General features: G+C 42.2%; 26 protein-coding genes. 21 read left to right on the forward strand and 5 right to left on the reverse strand.

The window, feature by feature from the left end:
* Positions 1-117 precede the first annotated feature (117 nt).
* A complete protein-coding gene (locus tag DFP77_RS08960; RefSeq protein WP_114411952.1) occupies positions 118-552 on the reverse strand; it encodes a universal stress protein in 435 nt (144 codons plus the stop codon).
* A gap of 66 nt (positions 553-618) precedes the next feature.
* Between DFP77_RS08960 and DFP77_RS08965 the strand changes: the two genes are divergently transcribed.
* On the forward strand, positions 619-1113 hold the full coding sequence (locus DFP77_RS08965; RefSeq protein WP_114411953.1) for a hypothetical protein: 495 nt from the start codon (positions 619-621) through the stop codon (positions 1111-1113).
* A gap of 18 nt (positions 1114-1131) precedes the next feature.
* Here DFP77_RS08965 and DFP77_RS08970 read toward each other — a convergent pair whose 3' ends face one another.
* Positions 1132-1890 carry a DNA topoisomerase I gene (locus tag DFP77_RS08970; protein ID WP_114411954.1) on the reverse strand — a complete coding sequence of 253 codons (759 nt, stop codon included), beginning with the start codon at positions 1888-1890 and terminating at the stop codon, positions 1132-1134.
* 189 nt (positions 1891-2079) lie between these two features.
* On the opposite strand from DFP77_RS08970, the gene topA reads away from it, so the two are divergent.
* Genes topA through DFP77_RS08985 form a run of 3 tightly spaced genes read left to right on the forward strand, consistent with a single transcriptional unit; the run spans position 2080 to position 5446 of the window.
* A complete protein-coding gene (gene topA, locus DFP77_RS08975) occupies positions 2080-4710 on the forward strand; it encodes a type I DNA topoisomerase (protein WP_114411955.1) in 2631 nt (876 codons plus the stop codon).
* A complete protein-coding gene (locus DFP77_RS08980) occupies positions 4707-5177 on the forward strand; it encodes a DUF6586 family protein (RefSeq protein ID WP_114411956.1) in 471 nt (156 codons plus the stop codon). The genes topA and DFP77_RS08980 overlap by 4 nt, the downstream gene beginning before the upstream one ends.
* Before the next feature lie 2 nt (positions 5178-5179).
* On the forward strand, positions 5180-5446 hold the full coding sequence (locus DFP77_RS08985; RefSeq protein WP_114411957.1) for a hypothetical protein: 267 nt from the start codon (positions 5180-5182) through the stop codon (positions 5444-5446).
* A gap of 100 nt (positions 5447-5546) precedes the next feature.
* Here the strand turns inward: DFP77_RS08985 and lexA are convergent, their stop codons facing one another.
* The gene (lexA, locus tag DFP77_RS08990; protein ID WP_114411958.1) at positions 5547-6170 is read right to left on the reverse strand and encodes a transcriptional repressor LexA; all 624 of its coding nucleotides are present in this window, start codon (positions 6168-6170) and stop codon (positions 5547-5549) included.
* Between the two features lie 69 nt (positions 6171-6239).
* Between lexA and dinG the strand changes: the two genes are divergently transcribed.
* The 9 genes from dinG to DFP77_RS09035 all read left to right on the forward strand — a co-directional run bounded on the left by dinG (position 6240) and on the right by DFP77_RS09035 (position 15759).
* A complete protein-coding gene (gene dinG, locus DFP77_RS08995; protein ID WP_114411959.1) occupies positions 6240-8363 on the forward strand; it encodes an ATP-dependent DNA helicase DinG in 2124 nt (707 codons plus the stop codon).
* 108 nt (positions 8364-8471) lie between these two features.
* A complete protein-coding gene (locus DFP77_RS09000) occupies positions 8472-9833 on the forward strand; it encodes a DEAD/DEAH box helicase (RefSeq protein WP_114411960.1) in 1362 nt (453 codons plus the stop codon).
* A gap of 28 nt (positions 9834-9861) precedes the next feature.
* On the forward strand, positions 9862-11283 hold the full coding sequence (locus DFP77_RS09005) for a protein adenylyltransferase SelO (RefSeq protein WP_114411961.1): 1422 nt from the start codon (positions 9862-9864) through the stop codon (positions 11281-11283).
* A gap of 37 nt (positions 11284-11320) precedes the next feature.
* On the forward strand, positions 11321-12349 hold the full coding sequence (locus DFP77_RS09010; RefSeq protein ID WP_181858525.1) for an NAD(P)H-dependent glycerol-3-phosphate dehydrogenase: 1029 nt from the start codon (positions 11321-11323) through the stop codon (positions 12347-12349).
* Positions 12342-12626 (forward strand): DUF4389 domain-containing protein, encoded by a 285-nt coding sequence (locus DFP77_RS09015; protein WP_114411963.1) that lies wholly within the window; start codon positions 12342-12344, stop codon positions 12624-12626. The genes DFP77_RS09010 and DFP77_RS09015 overlap by 8 nt, the downstream gene beginning before the upstream one ends.
* Positions 12613-13092, forward strand: coding sequence for a phosphohistidine phosphatase SixA (sixA, locus tag DFP77_RS09020; RefSeq protein WP_114411964.1), 480 nt, complete (start codon positions 12613-12615; stop codon positions 13090-13092). Before DFP77_RS09015 ends, sixA begins: the two co-directional genes overlap by 14 nt.
* Before the next feature lie 42 nt (positions 13093-13134).
* The gene (locus DFP77_RS09025; protein ID WP_239544076.1) at positions 13135-13998 is read left to right on the forward strand and encodes an alpha/beta fold hydrolase; all 864 of its coding nucleotides are present in this window, start codon (positions 13135-13137) and stop codon (positions 13996-13998) included.
* A gap of 39 nt (positions 13999-14037) precedes the next feature.
* Positions 14038-14832 (forward strand): DUF4892 domain-containing protein, encoded by a 795-nt coding sequence (locus DFP77_RS09030; RefSeq protein ID WP_114411966.1) that lies wholly within the window; start codon positions 14038-14040, stop codon positions 14830-14832.
* A gap of 9 nt (positions 14833-14841) precedes the next feature.
* Positions 14842-15759: a patatin-like phospholipase family protein gene (locus tag DFP77_RS09035; protein WP_114411967.1), complete on the forward strand. Its 918-nt coding sequence runs from the start codon at positions 14842-14844 to the stop codon at positions 15757-15759.
* Here the strand turns inward: DFP77_RS09035 and DFP77_RS09040 are convergent.
* Entirely contained in the window at positions 15756-16358 is a 603-nt protein-coding gene (locus DFP77_RS09040; RefSeq protein ID WP_114411968.1) for a Maf family protein, read from the reverse strand. The genes DFP77_RS09035 and DFP77_RS09040 overlap by 4 nt on opposite strands.
* Positions 16359-16458: 100 nt before the next feature.
* On the opposite strand from DFP77_RS09040, the gene DFP77_RS09045 reads away from it, so the two are divergent.
* The 7 genes from DFP77_RS09045 (at position 16459) to fabF (ending at position 21587) form a co-directional block, all read left to right on the forward strand.
* Complete coding sequence (locus DFP77_RS09045) at positions 16459-17016, forward strand: YceD family protein (RefSeq protein WP_258861105.1); 558 nt, start codon at positions 16459-16461, stop codon at positions 17014-17016.
* An 18-nt stretch (positions 17017-17034) separates the two neighbouring features.
* A complete protein-coding gene (rpmF, locus tag DFP77_RS09050) occupies positions 17035-17214 on the forward strand; it encodes a 50S ribosomal protein L32 (protein ID WP_072839128.1) in 180 nt (59 codons plus the stop codon).
* A gap of 11 nt (positions 17215-17225) precedes the next feature.
* A complete protein-coding gene (locus tag DFP77_RS09055) occupies positions 17226-18173 on the forward strand; it encodes a fatty acid synthesis protein (RefSeq protein ID WP_114411970.1) in 948 nt (315 codons plus the stop codon).
* Positions 18170-19093 carry an ACP S-malonyltransferase gene (gene fabD, locus DFP77_RS09060; protein WP_114411971.1) on the forward strand — a complete coding sequence of 308 codons (924 nt, stop codon included), beginning with the start codon at positions 18170-18172 and terminating at the stop codon, positions 19091-19093. The genes DFP77_RS09055 and fabD overlap by 4 nt, the downstream gene beginning before the upstream one ends.
* Before the next feature lie 45 nt (positions 19094-19138).
* A complete protein-coding gene (gene fabG, locus DFP77_RS09065; protein WP_114411972.1) occupies positions 19139-19873 on the forward strand; it encodes a 3-oxoacyl-ACP reductase FabG in 735 nt (244 codons plus the stop codon).
* A gap of 134 nt (positions 19874-20007) precedes the next feature.
* On the forward strand, positions 20008-20241 hold the full coding sequence (gene acpP / locus DFP77_RS09070) for an acyl carrier protein (protein ID WP_012069834.1): 234 nt from the start codon (positions 20008-20010) through the stop codon (positions 20239-20241).
* A 104-nt stretch (positions 20242-20345) separates the two neighbouring features.
* A complete protein-coding gene (gene fabF / locus DFP77_RS09075) occupies positions 20346-21587 on the forward strand; it encodes a beta-ketoacyl-ACP synthase II (RefSeq protein ID WP_114411973.1) in 1242 nt (413 codons plus the stop codon).
* 32 nt (positions 21588-21619) lie between these two features.
* On the opposite strand, the gene DFP77_RS09080 is transcribed toward fabF, so the two are convergent.
* Positions 21620-22027 carry a PA2817 family protein gene (locus DFP77_RS09080; protein WP_114411974.1) on the reverse strand — a complete coding sequence of 136 codons (408 nt, stop codon included), beginning with the start codon at positions 22025-22027 and terminating at the stop codon, positions 21620-21622.
* 61 nt (positions 22028-22088) lie between these two features.
* Between DFP77_RS09080 and DFP77_RS09085 the strand changes: the two genes are divergently transcribed.
* Positions 22089-23003 (forward strand): ABC transporter ATP-binding protein, encoded by a 915-nt coding sequence (locus DFP77_RS09085; protein WP_114411975.1) that lies wholly within the window; start codon positions 22089-22091, stop codon positions 23001-23003.
* Positions 23004-23007: the final 4 nt, after the last annotated feature.

Genomic DNA, 23007 nt, shown 5'->3' on the forward strand with positions numbered 1-23007 from the left:
AGCCTCAAGATGAAAACACCGAATCAAGTGCGAAAAGAGAAAGGCCAGCTACAGGAGCTGGCCTAAAAACTGTCAACCTATTTTAGGACGACACAGTGACTAGTGAGCAGCTTTTGTTTAGTCTTTTACGACTTTAACCGCTAGTACGTCACATGGTGCGCCGTGAAGCACGCCATTTGCTGTAGATCCTAGTAGTAGGGCAAGACCATGGCGACCATGACTACCGACAACAATTAAATCGACTTTCTTTTCTTCTGCAATGCGGTGTATTTCACTTTCTATACCGCCTTGAGAAATGCAGCTCTCTTGAACGGGAACGTCCAACTGGGCTTCAAGAATGGCGATACGCTCTTTGGCTGTCTCTTGCAGTTGCGCCTGAATATCTGTGATATCTATTGGAACGTCACCACCATAGGCGTAATTGAGTGATTCAATGACGTGAAGTATGGTAAGTTCTGCGCCAGTAGCCTTACATAGTGCAACAGCCTTATTTGCTACCTTGATACTTTCATCGGTTAGATCAACAGCGAGTAGAATTCTGTTATACATCATAGAACACCTCCAAATTTAGATCGATTTACTAATTTTAGTTTAAAACTTAGAGAGACACTTAAAATTATGACTGCTCTTATCGTTATTTTTATTACATTGTCATTAATGGGTTCGGCACTGTGGATTATGCCTCCAAAAAAAGAGCGCCAGCGAATGAGTCTACGTATGCAGGCCCGAAAGCTTGGAATTACCGTCCAGCTTACATCAATTGACCTTCCTGACAAGTGGGACAAATCAAAAAATAGGCAAAAAACAGTAGCTTATTCACATTATCGCCTTAAGCCACTAGTTAGTTTGTCAGAAACTATTTGGATATTGCCTTTTGAGGTTTGGAAGTATCGCTCAATTACTGAGGGGTGGTGGACAAGTGAGGCTATTGATTTAGATCTAAAAACATTGGGGATTTTAGAGAAATATACTTCCATATTATCGGCCGTTAAAATAACTGCAGATGGTGTTTTTTGTTATTGGGATGAGAGGGGAGATGAGGCAGTCTTAAATGAGTTGTCTCAACTGATTACAGCATTGGAAGCTATAAGTAGTGTCACTCATCAAAAATGACACTACTTTAAGTATTTATCACGTTGAACTGTCTTTCGGTGCTTCTAAGCCATGTAACAACTCAGACAATACCTCTTCTGGGTTGTCGCTTGCTTGCATGGCAGCGATTTGAGGGGATAGTATTTCTTTCATTCTATCGGTAATGAAATTTTTAAGCGTATTTTTTTCTGGACGCTCAGTCTCATCAGATTTGATATGAGATAAAATGACACCATAAAGAGTTTGGGCTACACGCATATCACCACTGTCAAAATTTTTGTTTGCTTGTACCATTTGACGATTAACTTGCACCCATAGATTAAGCCAGCGAAGGTACTCGTAACAGCCTTGGTAATGAGAATTACTAATGCGGCCTTTACGACGTAAATACAGTAGCATTTTTGCTAGTTTTGTTAATCTTTCTTTATAGTTTGATTTTTCTTGGAAACTAAAAAGTTCTGGCTCTGGGTTAAATGTTAGAGGTTCGTTTTCACGGCCTTCTTCCGCAGTGGCTATGCGAATTTCAATTTTTTCGGGGTCATCTGTGTATTGCAGAAGTTCTCTAAGTGTGTCTAGATAGAAATCATATAGCACATCAGTGGCAATGGTATCCGTATTGATATCTTTTAAGCCACGGATATGTTGTTCTACACGATCAGCTCTGTTTGATAGTTGTAGTTGTTTCACGCGTCGCTGTGTTATCTCTTTTTCTTTTTGATGGGCACGCGAACCTATGACCACAGACAAAAGTACAATAATGATCAAAAATGCAATTGTTAATATTTGAAGGGTAGCCATGATTGTCCTTAAGCAATGAATTCAGTATGTTAAATAAGAAATACTAAGTTCAACAAGATTTAATGTGTGAAACAATACAGGGATCGCTTGTCATATAAAAGATGTTTACTTAATATCAGCGCCCCTAGAGATTAAACTTCGTGCAACGTGGATTTGCAGACCTACTTTATAAAAGGCTTACACAGTTCAATGGGAAAATCACTGGTTATCGTGGAATCGCCTGCTAAGGCGAAAACCATCAATAAATACTTGGGTAATGACTTTGTTGTCAAATCTAGTGTAGGGCACATTCGAGACTTACCTACAGGTACAACAGCTACCTCTACACCTCAAGAGCGTGCAAAGCAGGCCGCTTTGACGAGAAAAATGAGCCCAGAAGAAAAGCTCGCCTATAAAAGTAAAAAGTCTCGTACGCAATTGATTTCAAGAATGGGAGTTGACCCAGAAAGTAATTGGAAAGCTCACTACGAAATTTTGCCTGGCAAAGAAAAAGTTGTCGATGAATTAAAACGCTTAGCAAAAAATGCTGACACCATCTATCTCGCGACCGATTTGGATAGAGAGGGTGAGGCAATTGCATGGCACTTGCGTGAAGCAATTGGCGGTGATGATAGCCGTTATAAGCGAGTGGTCTTTAATGAGATTACTAAAAAGGCGATTAAGGCGGCGTTTGAAACGCCATCTGAACTAGATATGAATCGCGTGAATGCTCAACAGGCTCGTCGTTTCTTAGACCGAGTGGTTGGCTTTATGGTTTCGCCGTTACTTTGGTCTAAAGTAGCAAGAGGCTTGTCTGCAGGCCGGGTTCAATCCGTTGCAGTGCGTTTAATCGTTGAGCGTGAAAAAGAGATTCGTGCATTTGTTCCTGATGAATTTTGGGAATTGGATGCCATGCTGGCTACGCCTTCAAAAGACGTTATTAAGTTTGAAGCGGCAAAATATCAAAATAAAGAATATCGTCCTGTTAACAAGGCTCAATCGGATGAGCATGTTGCTCGTTTAAATGATGCCAAATACCTCGTTAGCAGTCGAGAAGATAAACCAACCAGCAGTAAGCCGTCTGCACCGTTTATCACCTCTACGTTACAGCAGGCAGCAAGTACACGCTTGGGCTATGGTGTTAAGAAGACAATGATGCTTGCTCAGCGTCTGTATGAAGGTGGTTATATCACTTACATGCGTACAGACTCGACTAATTTAAGCGTCGATGCTGTAGAGGCTCTTAGAGGCTATATTACTTCTACTTTTGGTGATGCTTATTTGCCAGCTGATCCTATTCGTTATAGCAGTAAAGAGGGTGCTCAAGAGGCTCATGAGGCAATTCGTCCATCTGATGTCACTGTACGGGTTGATGACCTGCTTGGCATGGAAAAAGACGCGCATCGCTTGTACGACTTGATCCGTAGTCAGTTTATGGCGTGTCAAATGACACCAGCGGAATACACCTCTACTACGATTACAGTCACGACAGGTGAGTATGAGTTCAAAGCAAAAGGCCGCATTCTCCGTTTTGATGGTTACACTCGTGCTATGCAGACGGTTGCTAAAAAGGGTGAAGATAATATTTTGCCGGACGTAGGTCAGGGTGAATATCTTACGCTTAAAGAATTATTACCTGAACAACATTTTACTAAGCCTGTGGCGCGCTTTAGCGAAGCGAGCTTGGTTAAAGAGCTTGAAAAACGTGGTATTGGTCGACCTTCTACATATGCATCTATTATTTCTACGATTCAAGATCGTGGTTATGTGCGAGTTGAGAATCGTCGCTTCTATGCAGAAAAAATGGGCGACATCGTTACAGAACGCCTAGTTGATAGTTTTAATTCCTTGATGAACTTCAGCTTTACAGCGCAAATGGAAGAACAACTAGACAATATCGCAGAAGGTAATAAAGATTGGATAAAGACGCTTAATGCGTTTTATAAAGACTTTAGCTCTGTTCTTGCCAAAGCAGAATCGCCTGATGGCGGCATGATGCTAAATGAGCCAACTCCAACAGACATTGAATGCCCAACCTGTTCTCGTCCGATGCAAATTCGTACGGCGAGTACTGGCGTATTTATGTCTTGTTCTGGCTATGCGCTTCCACCCAAAGAGCGCTGTAAAGCAACGATTAACCTTGTTCGTGGTGACGAAGCTGTTGCTATTGATGATGAGGAAGGTGAATCTAAGGCATTGATAAATAAGCATCGCTGTAAAATTTGTGGATCGGCGATGGACAGCTACTTAATGGATGAAGGTCGTAAGTTACATGTTTGTGGTAACAACCCAGCTTGTTCTGGTTATGAAGTAGAAACCGGAACCTTTAAAATAAAAGGTTACGATGGTCCAACACTTGAATGTGACAAATGTAGCTCCGAAATGCAGCTTAAAACGGGTCGCTTTGGTAAATACTTTGGCTGTACAAACGAGGAGTGTAAAAACACTCGTAAGCTATTGAAAAGCGGTGAAGCTGCGCCACCGAAGATGGATCCTGTGCCAATGCCTGATCTTGCCTGTCAAAAAGTGGAAGACCACTATGTGCTTCGCGATGGTGCAACGGGTTTATTTCTTGCTGCTAGTCAGTTCCCTCGTAAGCGAGAAACAAGAGCGCCTTTGGTAAAAGAACTGCTTCCTTATATGGATCAAATTGACCCTAAATACCATTTCTTTGCTAAAGCGCCAGTAAAGGACTCAGAAGGTCGCCCATCCATTATTCGCTATAGCCGCAAGACAAAAGAGCAATATGTCATGACGGAAAACGAAGAGGGCAAACCAACTGGTTGGAAGGCTTTTTTTGTCGGCTCTAAATGGGTGATCGAGGAAGGTAAGAAAAAATGAGTGTCGCCAGTTTAGCGAGCCTTACTAACCAAAAATTAGATACAGCAAGACGCTTTATTCAACAAAGCCAGGAAAGCCAAGAAGCTTGGTTAAGTGTTGGACTTGAAAGCTCAGCAGTTTTCCAGTTAAGAAGCGCATTCAATGGCTTGTTGAAAGAAGTATCTTTAGCGTATTCGTTATCTGGCTCGCTGGATGTGGCAAAATTATTAGAGGAATCTGATTCTAAGCAAATTGTTGTGCCAGTGTTATCTGAACTGGCTGATTTGTTAACGCGAAAAGATTCTTGGTATTTTCAGCTTGATCAAGCTTATTTAGCTCAATTTGAATGTAAAAGTTCGGCATCGCCGCTGGTTCAGAGTGACAATTTGATCGGCCGAGGAAGCGATGCTGGTGCATCAGTGAGTTACTATCTGGCTAAGCTAGTTGAATTAGTGTTACGCTTTAGAGAAGAGTCATCAGAGTATTGAATATGAAAGAATCCTACCTAGAAATTGTTGAGCTTGATAACGGCGATATTGTGCTACGTCCAGCCTCTGAAGATGGTGAGGAAACCGTTCCGCTAGCAACATTAAAAATTTCCGATGACACACGCTCTTACCTCAAAGATCGGTACTTTGAATTGGCAAAGCATATGTTTCATGCTGGAATTGATTTTGTTTATTCTGATGAATCGAGCTTTGATGAAGATGCAGGTTACCTAGACGATGAAGAATTTCGCCCTAAAATTCTACATTAAGTCAGCATGAATGATGTGAAGACCTCGCGTCAAATAAAAAAGCGAAGCCTTAAGCTTCGCTTTTTTATTGATTAGCAAGAGATTGACTCAGATTTTGTGCTTAAAGACCTTGACGGATGACACCGACAGATAATCCTTCAATGGCAAAATCTTCGCTTTCAAGATCAACGATAATATCGCTAAATTCTTCGTTCTCTGGGATGAGTCGGACGATACTGCCTTTTTGTTCGAAACGCTTTACCGTTACTTCGTCACCAATACGAGCGACGACGATTTGGCCATTACGAACAGCTGTAGTTTTATGTACGGCTAATAAATCGCCTTCCATAATGCCGATGTCTTTCATACTGGTGCCTGAGACAGAAAGGAAGTAGTCTGCTTGGGGGGAAAACATAGCCGCAGGTATATTCACGTGAGAAGCAATATTCTCCTGTGCCAAAATAGGGTAACCTGCAGCGACTTTGCCTATAACGGGTAGGCCAAGGTCATCGGCAGAGTCATTACTTGGCTCGGTGTCGATTAGGCGTATTCCGCGTGATGCGCCAGACAGCATCTCTATTGCGCCTTTTTTGCTCAAGGCTTTGAGATGCTCTTCCGCTGCATTGGGTGATTTAAACCCAAGTCGGCGCGCTATTTCTGCTCTAGTAGGTGGAAACCCCGTTTCGATAATAAACTCGCGAATGGTTTCTAGTACGTCAGATTGTCTTTTGGTTAATTTAATCATAGGGTATCTGGTTGTTTATACAGTTACTGTTATTATATACAGCATTCCTAACTATACTCAATGATATAAATGCTTTCAGATGAACTAAAAACACAAATTCAACTTGCATACCGAGCATCCTTGGATGCGAAGTCCCATAAACCAAGGGCTGGACAGCGCCAAATGATTGGTGCGATTGCTCGTACCTTAGGTAATATAAAACGAGGTTCAGAAGGTGAGCGCCTTGATGAGAAGCATGTTGCTGTAATTGAAGCAGGAACAGGGACAGGCAAAACCTTGTCTTATTGTCTTGCAGCTATCCCCATTGCAAAAGCACGCGGTTTAAAATTGATTATTTCTACTGCCACTGTGGCTTTGCAAGAGCAGATTTTGCATAAAGAGCTGCCAAATCTACTTGAACATACGGATTTGTCATTTAAGTACACACTCGCTAAAGGTCGAGGTCGTTATCTTTGCTTAAATAACCTTGAAGGCTTTTTAGGTGCTGAAGAACAGGCTATCGAAGATATGTTTGCGGGTCTATTTGAGCAGCACCTTCACTCAGATGACGTCAATACTGTTCTTTACCAAGAAATGGATGCTGCGTTATCAAAAGGTGAATGGGATGGTGATAAAGATAATTGGGCTGGCATAGTGCGCGACCAGGATTGGCGGCGTTTAACAACCGATCACCAGCAATGTACCAACCGTAACTGTGCTAATTATTCGGCTTGTCCTTTTTTTAAAGCTCGAGCTGAAATCGAAGTGGCGGATGTTATTGTTGCTAACCATGACTTGGTGCTTGCAGATTTGTCTTTAGGTGGCGGCGCGATTCTTACTCCACCAAAGGAAACGATCTATGTCTTTGATGAAGGGCATCATCTTCCAGACAAAGCCATTGGGCATTTCCGCCATGAGGTTCGTTTGCAACAAAGCATTACTTGGTTGCGACAATTGGAGAAAAATCTTGTTAATCTTAAGCAAGAGCTAACCGATGATGTGAGTCTTACAGGGCAGCTTTTGCTAAAAATCCCACAGCAAATACAAAGTATTGTTAACTTTATTCAATATGCGCAACAAGGCTTGGCTCCTTATATTCAGGGGTTAGGCTTAGACCAAGAAAACAATCAACATCGGTTTGAATTTGGTCAGGTACCTGATGAATTACGTCAGTTGGCATACAGTTTACAAACGTCATACCAAAAATTATTTAATAACATAGAAAGCATTCAAGACGAATGTAAAAAAACCAAACAAAATGAAGGTATGGGTGTGACGACCGAAACAGCAGAAACTTGGCAGCCTATTTTGGGGGTTGTTTTGGGACGTCTGGAGCAATGTGTTGGCTTGTGGCGACTGTATTCAACTGTGGATGATCAAAATTATCCTCCTAATGCGCGTTGGTTAGTTTTGTCGGGGCAAGGCATGGAGCAAGATATTGAACTAGGCGCTTCTCCAATACTCGCAGCTAATACATTGAGGCAGCAGCTTTGGGATAAATGCTTTGGTGCTGTGGTGACATCGGCAACATTAACAGCATTGAATCAATTTCATCGCTTTAATATGCGCTCTGGGGTACCGCGGGAAAGCGAATATCTGCGTGTTTTAAGCCCTTTTGATTTTAAAGAGAATGGCCTTTTGGTTGTGCCTGATATGGAGCATGAACCCAACCGTGTCGAGCAGCATACGGCTGAAATAGTGCGCTATCTTGATGAGCATGTTGATACAAAAAAAGCCAGTTTGGCGCTGTTTTCGTCACGCCGTCAAATGGAGGAGGTGGCAAAATCACTTTCTTCTGACTTGCAGGAAATATTACTAATGCAGGGAGAGCAATCTAAGCGCGTTATTTTAGATTCTCATAAAGCAAAAATAGATGAAGGAAAAGGAAGCCTATTGCTAGGGCTGGCAAGTTTCGCTGAAGGGGTGGACCTTCCAGGAGACTATTTAACCTGTGTTTATATAGCTAAGATTCCATTTGCAGTGCCCGATGACCCAGTTGAAGCGACCTTGGCTGAATGGATAGAAAAGCGTGGTGGTAATCCATTTATGGAAATTACCATTCCTGATGCGTCTTTACGCTTAGTCCAGGCAACAGGGCGGCTATTGAGAAGCGAAAGTGATAAAGGTGAAATTCATATCTTAGATAAACGATTACGCACCAAGCGTTACGGTGCTCAGCTCATTAATAGTTTACCGCCATATCGCTATCAGTAATGTAAATCAACAAACCGTAAGCAAGGGGTGATAAAACCGTATCATTTAGGTACACTCCTTGCACTGATAATTAACCTCAAAACATAATAGAAGCGTATAGATTCCAATATGGAAAACCAAAATCAAGAAGTGCCATCAGAAACCTCTACAAAACCTAAGCGTACTCGTCGTCCTAATAAGCGCCCAAAAAGCAGCAATGATGAATCAAGCCGTTCAAGTCAAGCCAATACAAAAGCAAATAATGAGACAGATACTGCTGAAAAAACAAAAGGCCATATTTGGTCGATTGACGATTTCCCTGTTGCTGAAGTAGAAGGTAAATTGCGTTTCCATGATTTAAACCTTCCAGACCGAGTTATTAAATCTATCTCTGAAATGGGCTTTGAGTATTGCAGTGAAATTCAAGCTGAAACTTTACCTATGACATTGCTAGGCTATGACATTATTGGTCAAGCTCAAACAGGTACGGGTAAGACGGCTGCTTTTTTAATTGCAATGATTAGTGATTTTCTTGATTACCCGCTTGAAGAAAAGCGAGCAAATAACTTTGCCCGGGGTTTGATAATTGCTCCTACTCGTGAATTGGCCATTCAGATCGCTGATGAAGCCATTAAACTAACGTCCAATTGTCACTTAAATGTTGTGACCTTGGTGGGTGGGTTAAGCTACGAGAAGCAAAAGATTGCTCTGGAAACCGAGAATGTAGATATTTTGGTCGCAACGCCAGGTCGCTTATTGGACTTTGCTCGTAGCCGAAAAGTGCAATTAGGCAAAGTAGAGTGTTTGGTTCTTGATGAGGCTGACCGCATGCTCTCTATGGGGTTCATTCCTGATGTGAAAAGCATTATTCGTATGACACCACATAAAGAAACAAGACAGACCATGCTGTTTAGCGCGACTTTCCCCAAGGATATCCAAGCTTTGGCTCAGCAATGGACTTACTTCCCTAAAGAGGTGTCTGTTGTGCCAAAAGAAGCGACTAACAAGAATATAGATCAAGTTATATATACTGTAGAAGCAGACCAAAAATGGCCAGTGTTACAACAATTGATCGAAAAAAATGGTGGGCAACGTACTATTATATTTGCTAACCGTCGTGATGAAACGCGCGATCTTTATGAACTCCTACGTAAAGCCAATATAAACTGCGCAATTTTATCTGGGGAAGTCGCCCAAGATAAGCGTGTGAAAACTTTGAAAAACTTCAAAGATGGTGTTATTCAAGTGCTTGTTGCAACCGATGTTGCAGGACGCGGTATTCACGTGGATAACGTGGAGTTAGTTGTTAACTACTCACTACCAGAAGATCCAGAAGATTACGTACATCGTATTGGTCGTACTGGCCGTGGCGGTGAAACGGGAAAATCCGTTAGCTTCGCTAGCGAAGACGATGCTTTCATGATTCCTGAAATCGAAAGGGTTGTTGGCGAAAGTATCCGCTGTGAGTATATGGTCGATACATCGCTATAAACATCGCTTAACTTTTAAGTGAGATAAGATGAATTTAGAGCACCACTTTGCAAGTTTGGGAGAGGCGTTTTCTTCGAAAACTCTCATCCAGCCACTCCATGAGCAGCGATTGGTAGAATTTAATCAATCGCTCGCTACATTTCTGTCTATCGATATCAAATCTACTGAAACCAAGCGTATTTTAAGTGGTGAAGAGCCATTACCTTCTAGCCTGAGTATGGTTTATGCAGGTCATCAGTTTGGCGGTTTTTCACCTCAACTCGGTGATGGGCGAGGCGTTTTGTTAGGTGAGGTTCGTGGTCTAGACGGTCTTTTATATGACTTACATATGAAGGGTGCTGGTCCGACACCATATTCCCGTCGTGGGGACGGGCGTGCAGTTTTACGCTCTTGTATACGAGAGTACTTGGCAAGTGAGGCGATGGTAGCTTTGTCGGTGCCTTCCTCTCGCGCTTTGGCTCTGTACGATAGTCGTGAAGCGGTATATCGAGAAACGCCGGAAGCTGGCGCCATGCTACTTAGAACTTCACAAGGTCATATCCGCTTCGGTCACTTTGAGTACTTTTTTTCACAAGGTAAGCAGGAAGAGCTCGATCAGCTTATAGAATATTGCCTTAAGCATTATTATCCAGACAGCCTAAAGTCAGAGTCTCCATTAGAGGACATGTTAACCGAGGTGGTTAAACGCACGGCAAGAATGGTTGCTAAGTGGCAGTCAGTTGGATTTCAGCATGGTGTGATGAACACGGATAACTTTTCTTTTACTGGCGAGACCATAGATTATGGTCCGTATGGCTTTATGGAAGATTATGAGCCTAATTGGGTGTGCAATCACTCTGATCATGAGGGTCGCTATGCATTTTCTCGTCAGCCAGGTGTAGGGCTATGGAACTTGAACTGCTTGATGCGCTGTTTTTCAAAACACCTTGAGAGAGATCAGCTGATTGCTATCCTTCAGTGTTATGAGCCAGAGCTTCAATCTCATTATGATGTCTTGATGATGCAGAAAATGGGGTTAAGCTCAGTTGAAGTGCTGCATGAATTATTGCCTCCATTGTTATTGATTTTAACGGCTGAAAAAATGGATTATACGATCTTCTTTCGCCTTTTAAGTCATCTTGAGAAAGACAACTTCAACCCCTTGTTGGATGAAGTGGTTGACCGTCAGCGCTTGTCCCAGTGGCTTAAACGTTACCAATCGGCAAGATTGTCTGAATCTACTAATTGGGAACAGGCAGGCCATGAAATGCTGCAGGCAAATCCAAAATTTGTCTTGAGAAACTACTTGGCACATGAGGTCATTTTGGCGGCAGAGCATGGAGATTATTTACCATTCCGACGTTTGTTAAATGTGCTTAATCAGCCATTCAATGAGCATCCAGAGTCAAATGCTTTGGCTCAAAGGGCCCCTGACTGGGGTAAGTCTTTAGAAGTTAGTTGTTCGTCCTAGTATTATTTGACGATTTTCAAAAAGAGAAATAATCATAATGAAGCATTCGGTTTGTGTGTTAGGTGGTGGTAGCTTTGGTACAGCATTGGCAAATATCATGGCGAATAATGGCCATCAGGTTAGTCAGTGGATGCGTAATGAAGAGCAAGTAGAGGAAATCAATTTAACAGGATTAAATAGTCGTTATTTACCTAATGCGCCATTGCACAGAGAATTACTAGCGACAAGCAACCTTGAGCAGGCTATTCGAGAAAGTGATACGGTCTTTGTATCAATTCCATCAAAGTCATTTGAACAAGTTGTGCAGCGAATAGAGCCATTATTGACTGCTGATAAAATTTTAATTAGTACTACTAAGGGGTTTAATCCAAATCGTTTTGAACTTATGAGCGATGTTTTGCGTCGAAACCCTATCACGCAAAAAATTGGCGTTTTGAGTGGACCTAATCTTGCTAAGGAAATCGCTGCTGGGCAGATGACTGGATCAGTTATTGCTAGCGCCGATGATTTAGTTCGCCAACGTGTTATAGAGTTGCTGAAGTCCCCAACTTTTCGGGTTTATGAAAATCGCGACAGTAAAGGGGTAGAGTTAGCTGGAGCATTAAAGAATATCTATGCCATTGTTTGCGGACTTGCTAAAGCAATGAACGTTGGTGAAAACACGATGTCGATGATAATGACTCGCAGTCTAGCTGAAATGAGTCGCTTTGCGGTGCACTTTGGTGCAAACCCAATGACTTTCTTAGGGTTAGCTGGAATGGGAGATTTGATCGCAACTTGTACTTCACCACTAAGTCGAAATTATCGAGTCGGCTTTGCTATTGGTTCTGGAGAAAATCTAGAAGAAGCGGTGGGCGGCATTGGTGAGGTGGCCGAAGGTGTAAATACATTGAAAATGGTGGTAGAAGAAGCCCATAAACATGGTTTGTATATGCCACTTGCGGAAGGTCTTTCTAAATTATTGTTTGAGAATGCCAAGCTAGAATCATTGATTGGATCAATGATGACAGGTGAACAAAAATGGGATGTCGAATTTGCGACAAATGAGGAGAGTGACAATGTCTAAGCCAGGTTATGCCGATCAGGGATTTTGGTTTCGTGTTATTTTTATGTTGTTGTACTGGGTTGTATTGAATATTGCTGTGACGGTATTCGGGGTGCTGCTGATAGTGGTGAGCCTGATTAAACTTGGCTCTAAGCACAAGCCAGTTATGCTCTCGTCATGGTTGAGCCGCTTGGCTTCATTTATCCAGCAAATTTTTTCGTTTATGGCTTATAAAACTGAAGAAAAGCCGTATCCGTTTCAACCTTGGCCGTATGTAGAGGCGGATGATGAAGCTTAAGCGCTTATACGTCTTACGTCATGGTAATGCCCAGCCTTATGGCTACGACCTTGATGAGCGTAGGGAGCTAACTGAGCTTGGTGTGGCAGAAGTTAAAATGGCGGCACTTGCTTTTAAATCAAGAGCGGAAACATTAGATGTGGTTTTGGTTAGCCCTTACGTTCGCGCTCAGCAAACGGCTAAAGTGTTTTTATCAAGCCTTGATGTATCGGTCGAACAACAAAACTGCCCTTTGATTACACCGGATGGCCGTTGTATGGATGTAGCGCTTTGGTTGAACGAGCAGCCTTACGAGTCTATTTTATTGGTAACACATCAGCCTTTCGCTCACCAATTTGTTGACTTTTTAGTAGATGAGCCATTGCCGGTTAGTTTTGCTATGACAACAGCGGCTTTGGCTTCTGTTGAAGGTGAGCTATTTGCGAATGCTTGCTGTCAGTTTCGTTGGAGTGAGTCTCCTTCGTAACAATCTTCTCGAATTATTATTATCGGTAAAGATAGAATTTCTATGGGAAATGAAATTGTTTATAAGCTGCCGCATACCGAGTTATCTGGTATGCAATGGTTGCCAAAGAAGACATCTGATCTAAAAATATTATCACTTCATGGGTGGCTGGATAACGCTGCTAGCTTTTCGAATTTATCACCTCATTTATCTGACTTTTCCCATGTGGCATTAGATTTTGCTGGGCATGGTTTATCTTTGCATCGTCCTGCCGGCAGTTTTTATCACCTGTGGGATTATGTGTTAGATGTTGTGTCTATACTGAATCAATCAAAGCAAAGTGTTTGGTTAATCGGTCATAGTATGGGGGGCGCTGTGGCGATGTTGGTGGCAGCTATAGCTCCTGACAAAATTCGCGGTTTAATAATTTTAGATAATATGGGGCCATTAAGTGGCAGCCCTGAAAACCGTGTTGCAACCATGCAGCGTGCTATTAATAAAATGTCCAAATATCGTCATGGCAGAGAAACTAGTTACCCGACAAAAGAGACCATGATAACGGCTCGAATGGAGGGTTTTACCTCTATTTCAAACGGTGCTTCTAGGCTGTTGGTTGAGCGAGGAGCTAAACAATCCGCAGATGGTGCTTGGTCTTGGCGCCATGACGGTAAATTGACTTTTCCGTCTCCTTTGCGAATGGATGAGGCTAGTGTAGAAGCATTCATTCAAGAAATTAAATGTCCAACATTGGCTCTGGTTGCAAAAGGTGGAATTTATCAAAATGACCATCAATTAGTTGAAAAGCGAGCTGCTCAATTTCCATGGATTAAGTTGAAGTGGCTAGAGGGAAATCATCACTTTCACCTTGAGCCGGATAGCTGCTTTTCTGTAGCAACTGAAATTCAGCGGTTTATTGACCAAAACTAATACGTTAGTACATCCTGTTTAGGGTGATAGGAAGGTTATATGGTTAAGTTTCGTGGGATTCTTTGTTCTTTATTGTTAGCTAGTAGCGCTTCTTTTGCTGCTTCATTAGATATCGAGCCTTATCGTGATGCTCAACTAGTTAAAAGTTATTCTAAAGCTGAGGAATTGGTTGAAATACCTCTTAGTAAAATACGCAGGGCAGGCAGTGGCTGGGAGCCTGAGTCGGTTATCCGCCTAAAAGGAGACTATTTTTCTTCTTTGTATAAGGTTAATCGAAACGCGCTTTTACCTGATGTGTATGAACACTACCGGGAGCAAATGTTATTAGATGGCCGTACTGTTTTGTTTGAATGTGAAAGTCGCAGTTGTGGTAGCAGTAATGCCTGGGCAAATAACTTTTTCAAGGACTACTTATTGTATGGGGCAGACCAAAGTCAGTACTTATTAGTCGTTCAAAATCAACAGGATATATATCAGGTTTTGTATCTTAATCGCCGAGGCGCTGGTGATGTGATGATTCGCTTAGACGAAGTTAAATCAACTGAGGCACAAGATACAGAGTTGAATATTATTGCTCAGATGGATGTTCGAGATATTCCTCGTATTCGTCGTTTTATTAATGATTTACCGTCCGGACAAAATGTCGTTGGTTTTGTCACCAGCGAAAAGAGTAATATTTTTAGTGCAATAGAGGCTGGTGATAGGCTAATTTCAGAGGTTTCTGCTGGAATTGGCGAGCGTCTACAATCAAGAGTGCGTTTTATTAATCTTGCGGATCTTGGTCGTGAAGCTCTTGGAGTAAACCGAATTTCCTTTGTTTATGTTCGTCGTTAGGTGGTAGTTGTGAGTTCAAAAAAAGGGACAATTGCTCTTGTCTTAGGGAGTGGTGCGGCTCGTGGTCATACGCACATAGGTGTTATTCAGGCTTTTGAAGATCGTGGTTATGAGATAATCAGTATTTCAGGTTGTTCGATAGGGGCTATAGTTGGCGGTGTATATGCGGCAGGGAAGTTGTCCGAATATCGCGAATGGGCAGAGTCATTAGATCGAATTAACGTTCTGCGCTTATTAGATATGTCGCTTTTAAAAGGCGGCTATGTAAAGGGAGATCGCTTTTTTGAAAAGATCCAGGAAATCATAGCTACTCCAACTATAGAATCACTACCCATAGATTACACATCCGTTGCTGTTGACCTCCTGAATCAAAAGGAATTCTGGTTCCAGAGGGGGGATTTAATCAGCGCTATGCGAGCATCCTCAGCAATACCGTCACTTGTTTCCCCTGTCGAGTTTAATGGCAGAATGTATGTTGATGGTGGCGTGTTAAACCCTTTACCCATTATTCCATCCGTACCTGCTGGTGCGGATTATATTGTCGCTGTCGACCTTAATGGTCCTGCGGAAGTTTTACTTGATAAGACGGCAGAGCAGGATTCTACAGGCCCTGCTTGGTGGCTTAGTACAAAGGACTTCTTCGCAAAAGGTAAGGAGCCAGATAAGGCTAAATACTCTCCTGAGAGCTGGGGGCGTCTACAGACAATTAATATGATGTTTGAGACGATGCAAGAATCGTTAACTCAATACAAGTTAGCGGGCTATCCGCCAGACTTGTTAATTTCTATTCCGAAAGACGTTTCTGGATTCTATGAATTTTGGCGAGCAAAAGAGTTAATCGAATTTGGTTATGACGTTGCCTTAAAAGCGATTGATGGACTTGAGTCACCGATATCAAGCTACCATTCGTTTCCAAAAGGTTATTAAGAAATCGGATTAACCCCGGCTTTCCTTAGAAAGCTAGATAGCATAATAAGTGGGAGGCCTATGAGGCTAGTAGGATCATTGCCTTCCATCTTTTCAAATAAGCAGACTCCCAATCCCTCACATTTGAAGCTTCCAGCACAGTCTAGCGGCTGTTCAATAGCGACATACCGACTGATTTCCTGATGCGTTAAATGTCTGAAGTAAACATGGAATTCATTCAATTCGTATTGATATGTTTTATTTTCTTGGTCGAAAAGACAAAGCCCTGTTAGAAAACTGACCTTCTGTCCGCTAAATGAAGTGAGTTGCTTTATTGCGTTTGCTTCAGTATGAGGCTTTCCTAGAACTGTTGAATTCAGTACTGCGATTTGATCAGAGGTAATGATTAAGGCGTTTTCAGTTGAATCTAGTGCTAAACGTTCCTCATGAACTGCTTTTGCTTTTGATAGTGTTAGCCGCTGAACTAGGTTTTGGGCTGATTCTTGAGCCAAACGGCTTTCATCTATGTTTGGAGAGTGGCATTCAAAATGTAGGTTTAATCGCTGTAAGAGCTCCTTACGATAAGGAGAGGAAGATCCTAAAATAATTTTTTTGAGCATTGTTTTTCGGCCATTTTGTTCAAGTTTGACGGCATTTTACTTTTTTTTCTCTCGAATAGCTTAAATTTCTAAAAAAAGCCACTTTAAAGTCACTTAGACTTTGACAAAAAGGGTCCTTGGCAATATTATTCCCGCCATGTTGAATGACTCATTACCTAAATATTTTGACCCTCGAAAGTACGCTCATAATGAGATGTCTTTCGAAGGGAACGTGCCCCTTAATGAATTTAAGGAGCTTTGTGCTATATTAGCCTCTGATGAGGGTAATGCATTTATTCATCTAGACTTTAGAGTTGATGAGGATAGGCGTTATATTGCTACCGGATCATTAACAGCTCAAGTGCAGGTTGTATGTCAGCGTTGCATGGGGGCAGTTTCCCATGATTTGGCGTTAGATTTATCTCTTGGCTTTGTCTATGACGAAGATCATGCGAAGAATCTACCGGAAAGTTACGATCCTGTTGTCATGACCGATGGTGAAGTAATTTTAGCAGATATGGTAGAACAAGAAATTATACTTGCCTTACCAATTGTCGCTTATCACGAAGAAAGTGGTTGCAACCCAACAGCTGTAAAGTATGCCTCGTCTACCGATGACGCACCGGATGACGAAAAACCGAATCCATTTAGTATATTGGCCCAATTAAAGGCCAAGTAAAGTTAGGAGCTCCAAAAAATGGCAGTACAAAAAAGTAAAGTTACTCGTTCACGTCGCGGTCAGCGTCGTTCACACGATGCCTTGACTGGTCCAACTCTTTCTGTAGAAAAGACAACTGGTGAACTTCACCGTCGTCACCATATTTCTGCAGATGGTTTCTACCGTGGCCGTCAAGTTATCACCCCTAAAGGTGAGTAACTAAGATACCCATGATCAGGGTAGCTTTAGATGCTATGGGCGGGGACTTAGGTCCCCGCATTGCATTAGATGGTGCGGTAGAGATACTCTCTCGCCATCATGATGTATTTATTACTGCGTATTATTCTCCTTATTCCGGCCTGGAACTTCCTGCACCCCATGAACGCTTATCTCTGATTTCTTGCTCTGATGTTATTGATGGAGACGAAGAAATAGTCTTGTCTTTATTCAAACGGCGCAATAGCTCACTCTATCAATCATTGAATGCGCTGAGCCAAAAATCATCAGATGTGGTTGTGACGCTTGGGAATACTGGCGCTATGGTTGCTTTAGCTCGACACATATTAGGTGTGCTGCGACCAAAACTGTATCCGGCTTTAATTCGCGAATTGCACTCGAATCCTTTACGCTGCTTAGTGGATTTAGGAGCAAATGTTCATTGCCCTCCCTCAATGTTGGTTGGCTTTGCTGAATTAGGTGCAGCTTACATAGAAGCGTTGAGCGATGAAACGCCTGTAGTGGGTCTATTGAATGTTGGAGTTGAAAGTTCGAAAGGCAGCGCGGTAATACGTGAAACAGATAGGTTACTGATAAGCAATAAATGGTTGACTTATTTGGGCTACGCTGAAGGCACAGAGTTATTTGAAGGCGATAAAAATGTTATCGTGTGTGATGGCATGGTAGGTAATGCTGTTCTAAAGGCATCTGAGGGACTCTTATCCTTTATGATGGGTAAGTTTAAGGAAATTAATGGAGCCTCATCACTGTTTGAGACTTTTTACCAAACTGAACGCAGGCATGGAGCCTGTCTAGTCGGTGTGCGTGGCAATTTGGTAAAAGGTCATGGTCGTTCTGATTTGCAAGCTATGATTGGTGCGATTGAATATGGAATTGATATTGCGCGAGCTGACTTATGTTCTGCTATAGAAGCGCGTCTTTGTAATGAGGAAGTAAAATGAGCAATAAATTAGCTTTTGTTTTTCCTGGGCAGGGTTCTCAGCAGTTGGGGATGTTGGCAGATTTGGCGGAGAAACACGAAATAATAAAGCAAACTTTCGTTGAGGCATCTAATGTACTTGGTTACGATTTATGGGACCTTGTACAAAATGATGCAGATAAACTAAGCCAAACAGACAAAACACAACCGGCTCTTTTAACTGCTAGTGTTGCTTTATGGCGTCTTTGGGGTCAGCAAGGTGGCGCTAAGCCTGCTTATGTTGCTGGACATAGCTTGGGTGAATATTCAGCGCTAGTGTGTTCTGGTGTTATTGCATTTGCTGATGCAGTTGAGCTTGTTAAGTTACGTGGTGAATACATGCAGCAAGCTGTACCAGCGGGTGAAGGTGCAATGGCTGCCATTATTGGTCTTGATGATGATAAAGTGGTTGCCGCTTGCGAAGCGGCGTCTGGTATCGTTAGTGCGGTGAATTTCAACTCTCCTGGACAAGTTGTTATAGCAGGTCATGTTGCAGCTGTTGAGTCGGCAATGGTTAATGCAAAAGAAGCTGGTGCTAAGCGTGCATTACCTTTGCCTGTCAGCGTGCCTTCTCATTGTGAATTGATGATTCCTGCTGGCGAAAAGCTGGCTGGAAAACTAGAATCGATCGTATTCAATAAACCTGACTGTGTTTTAGTTCAAAATGTCAGTGCGCAGGCTGTTTCTGATCCTTCGGTCATTAAAGCGAATTTGGTCTCACAGTTGAGCGAGCCTGTTTTGTGGACTCAATCTGTCATGCATCTTGCTGAATTAGGTGTCACAACTACGATTGAATGTGGGCCAGGCAAAGTGTTGAGCGGACTTAATAAGCGTATAGTAAAAGGTTTGGATGCGTCGTCTTTAGGTGATGCTGCTGGATTCGAAGCAGCGTTGTCTGCTTAATTATCGCTTTATATTTATTTGTATATTAAAAAGTTGGAGACAAGCATGAGTCTTGAAGGAAAAATCGCTCTAGTCACAGGAGCTACTCGTGGTATTGGTAAGGCGATAGCCACCGCACTGGTCGAGCAGGGTGCTACTGTAATCGGCACGGCAACCAGTGAATCTGGCGCTCAAAGCATTAGCGACTATTTAGGAGCTAATGGTAAAGGCTGGGTGTTGGATGTATCCTCAAGCGACTCCGTAGACGCTGTGATTAAAGAAATCACTGCAGAATATGGCGCGCCGACAGTATTGGTTAATAATGCAGGCATTACTCGTGACAACCTAATGATGCGCATGAAAGAAGATGAATGGGATCAAGTGATCAACACCAACTTAACTTCCGTTTTTCGCGTAACAAAAGCTTGTCTACGTGGCATGACTAAAGCAAAATTTGGTCGTGTTATTAGTATTAGCTCTGTTGTTGGCTCTATGGGTAATGGTGGCCAAACAAATTATTCAGCAGCTAAAGCTGGCTTAGAAGGCTTTAGCCGCTCTTTGGCTGCTGAGATAGCTTCTCGTGGCATCACAGTAAACTGTGTCGCTCCAGGCTTCATTGAAACAGATATGACTAAGGTGTTACCGGAAGAGCACAAGGCTAAATTGGTCGAAAAAGTGCCTTCTTCGCGTCTTGGTCAACCAGAAGAAATTGCAGCAGCTGTTGCATTTTTGGCGTCAAATGGCGCTGCTTACATCACCGGTGAAACATTACATGTCAATGGCGGTATGTATATGTCGTAATTTGAGTTGAATTTTATGTTTAATTCAACGAAAATACGTCTCCGGTTCATGTCGAGAATCATACCTTTTTTAGGTGATCGAATTTTTATAATATGCTCACACTGAGCTGTTAATGAGTAGAGTAGGAACTTCTAATGAGTAGCATTGAAGAACGCGTTAAGAAAATCGTTTGTGAACAACTAGGCGTTAAAGAAGAAGATGTTGTTGCTTCAGCATCTTTTGTTGATGACCTAGGTGCAGATTCCCTAGATACAGTTGAGCTAGTAATGGCTCTTGAAGAGGAATTTGATACTGAAATTCCTGATGAAGAAGCTGAAAAAATCACTACCGTACAAGCAGCGAACGACTACATCAACGCTAACTTGTAAGATATTGGTGAACTGAGTTTTCCGAAAAGCCGCTTGTATTCATTACAGCGGCTTTTCTTATTAATAGCTCTTAACGAATAAGAGCGATTTGCTGGAGAAACCTTATGTCTCGTCGTCGGGTAGTAGTCACAGGAATGGGAATGGTGACACCCCTTGGCAATAATGTGAAAGATACGTGGGATAATATCTTGGAAGGCAAGAGTGGTGTGTCAGAAATCACCTCTTTTGATGCTAGCCAGTTTTCCACTCGTTTTGCGGCTCAAGTAAATAATTTTGATGCGACTCAGTATATGAGCGTGAAAGAAGCTCGCAAGATGGACCTTTTCATTCAATATGGCATTGCAGCTGCAGTACAAGCGTTGGACGATGCCAACCTTAATGCTGATACAGCGGATTTAAGCCGCGTAGGGTGTGCTATAGGTTCAGGCATCGGTGGATTACCGATGATTGAAAAAAATCTAGAGCTATTGAATGAATCTGGTCCGAAACGTATTTCTCCTTTTTTTGTGCCAGGCGCGATTATCAATATGATTTCTGGTCATGTGGCGATTCGTTTTGGTTTTAAAGGACCAAATATATCCATCGTTACAGCATGTACGACTGGTACTCATAATATTGGTATGGCAGGTCGGATGATCGCATATGGCGATGCCGATGTAATGATTGCTGGCGGTGCTGAAATGGCGATTACACCTTTAGGCATCGGTGGTTTTGGTGCCGCAAGAGCGCTATCAACACGTAATGATGACCATAAAACAGCAAGTCGTCCGTGGGACAAAAACCGAGATGGTTTTGTTATGGGTGACGGTGCTGGTATTCTGATACTAGAGGAGTATGAGCACGCGGTTGCTCGTGGCGCCACTATTTATGCAGAACTTGCAGGTTTTGGCATGAGCGATGATGCATATCATATGACAGCACCTCCAGAAAATGGTGAAGGTGCAGTTTTAGCTATGAATGCAGCCCTAAAAGATGCACATCTAACCGCTCTTGATGTAGATTACATTAATGCTCACGGCACCTCTACACCCGCAGGTGATTTGGCAGAAACGCAAGCTGTGAAAACTCTAATGGGTGATGATGCTTCTGATGTGGCTATTAGCTCAACGAAATCGATGATAGGCCATCTATTGGGCGCTTCTGGCGCAGTAGAGTCAATATTTTCAATCTTAGCTATCCGTGATCAGGTTGCACCGCCTACGATTAACCTTGAAGAGCCTAGCGAAGGCTGTGATCTGAATTATGTTTCAGGAACACCGCAAAAACGCAAAATAGACGTTGTTCTTAACAATTCGTTTGGCTTTGGTGGCACTAATGGAACACTAGTCTTTAAGAAAGTTTCTTAAAGACTAGTTAGGTTTTTAGCCCAGCATCACTACTAATGAATCTGGTTAGGTAGACCACGTAAAGTGTTGATCTCTTTTGAAATGTCGTATTGTTTGTTTTGACTGTCGAGCTCGTATAGGTGGTCTTCTAATTGTTGATATAATGCTATCTCCTCGTCACCAAGAAAGTGCAAGCATTCTCCACCTACAAACCACAGTAGCTCGCGTTTTATTAAAGGGACGAGGTTTGCGTAGCAACGAATGAAACGCGATAATATCTCTTGAGCATCAAACGTATAATCATGAGTGTTTTCCTGAATTTTTTTTGTCAGGTCATCCCACTTACCTAAGAAGTCTAATTCTTCTTCTGCCAATTCTGGCTGATTAAAGGGATCATGTTCTGCGATTCTTTGGCGTAAATCTGCAAAGGCGTCAAGTATGTATTGTGTGCGTGATTCCACGTAAAACCCTATTCAAGTAAGTAACTATATTAGTCGGCAATGCCGTATGAGAATTTCAATTATGACATATGCAATCGAAATTAGTGACCTTAAAAAACGTTATGAAGGTGGATTCGAAGCCTTAAAAGGTATTGATTTAAAAGTTGAAAAGGGAGATTTCTTTGCGTTACTAGGTCCTAATGGTGCAGGAAAATCTACCACTATCGGCGTTTTATGCTCCTTGGTTAATAAAACATCTGGCAGTGTGTCCATTTTTGGCAACGATATTGATAAGGATTTTGCAAAAGCTAAGAAGTTTCTTGGAGTCGTACCGCAAGAATTTAATTTTAATGTCTTTGAAACAGTGTTTAATGTCGTTGTAACACAAGCAGGCTTTTACGGCATTACTAGAGCGGTTGCTGAAGAACGTGCCGAAAAATATCTTAAGCAGTTAGATTTGTGGGATAAGAAGGATGCGCAATCTCGCATGCTTTCTGGCGGCATGAAACGCCGCTTGATGATAGCAAGGGCGCTGATACACGAGCCAGAAGTGCTTATTTTAGATGAGCCAACTGCCGGCGTTGATATCGAATTACGCCGCTCTATGTGGGAATTTATTAAAAAACTGAATGAGCAAGGTACGACAATAATCTTAACAACACATTATTTAGAGGAAGCTGAGCAGTTATGTCGAAATATTGCCATCATCAGTGCCGGTGAAATAGTTGAAAACACGAGTGTTAAAGCATTATTGAAAACTCTAAATCAAGAAACCTTTATTTTGGATCTTGATACTAGCTTACCAGCAAATTGGTCTTTGCCTGGCTTTAACGTTGTGGTGAGTAAAGATGCAACGACGCTGGAAGTAGAAGTGGTCAAAGGGCAATCGATTAATGTGATATTTAAAGCACTAGATGACATCTCTATTAATGTCGTTAGTATGCGCAATAAGTCAAACCGACTCGAAGAGCTCTTCGTGAAACTAATTAAAGGCTAACAAG

Source organism: Marinomonas foliarum, from assembly GCF_003337275.1.
GTDB classification, from domain to species: domain Bacteria; phylum Pseudomonadota; class Gammaproteobacteria; order Pseudomonadales; family Marinomonadaceae; genus Marinomonas; species Marinomonas foliarum.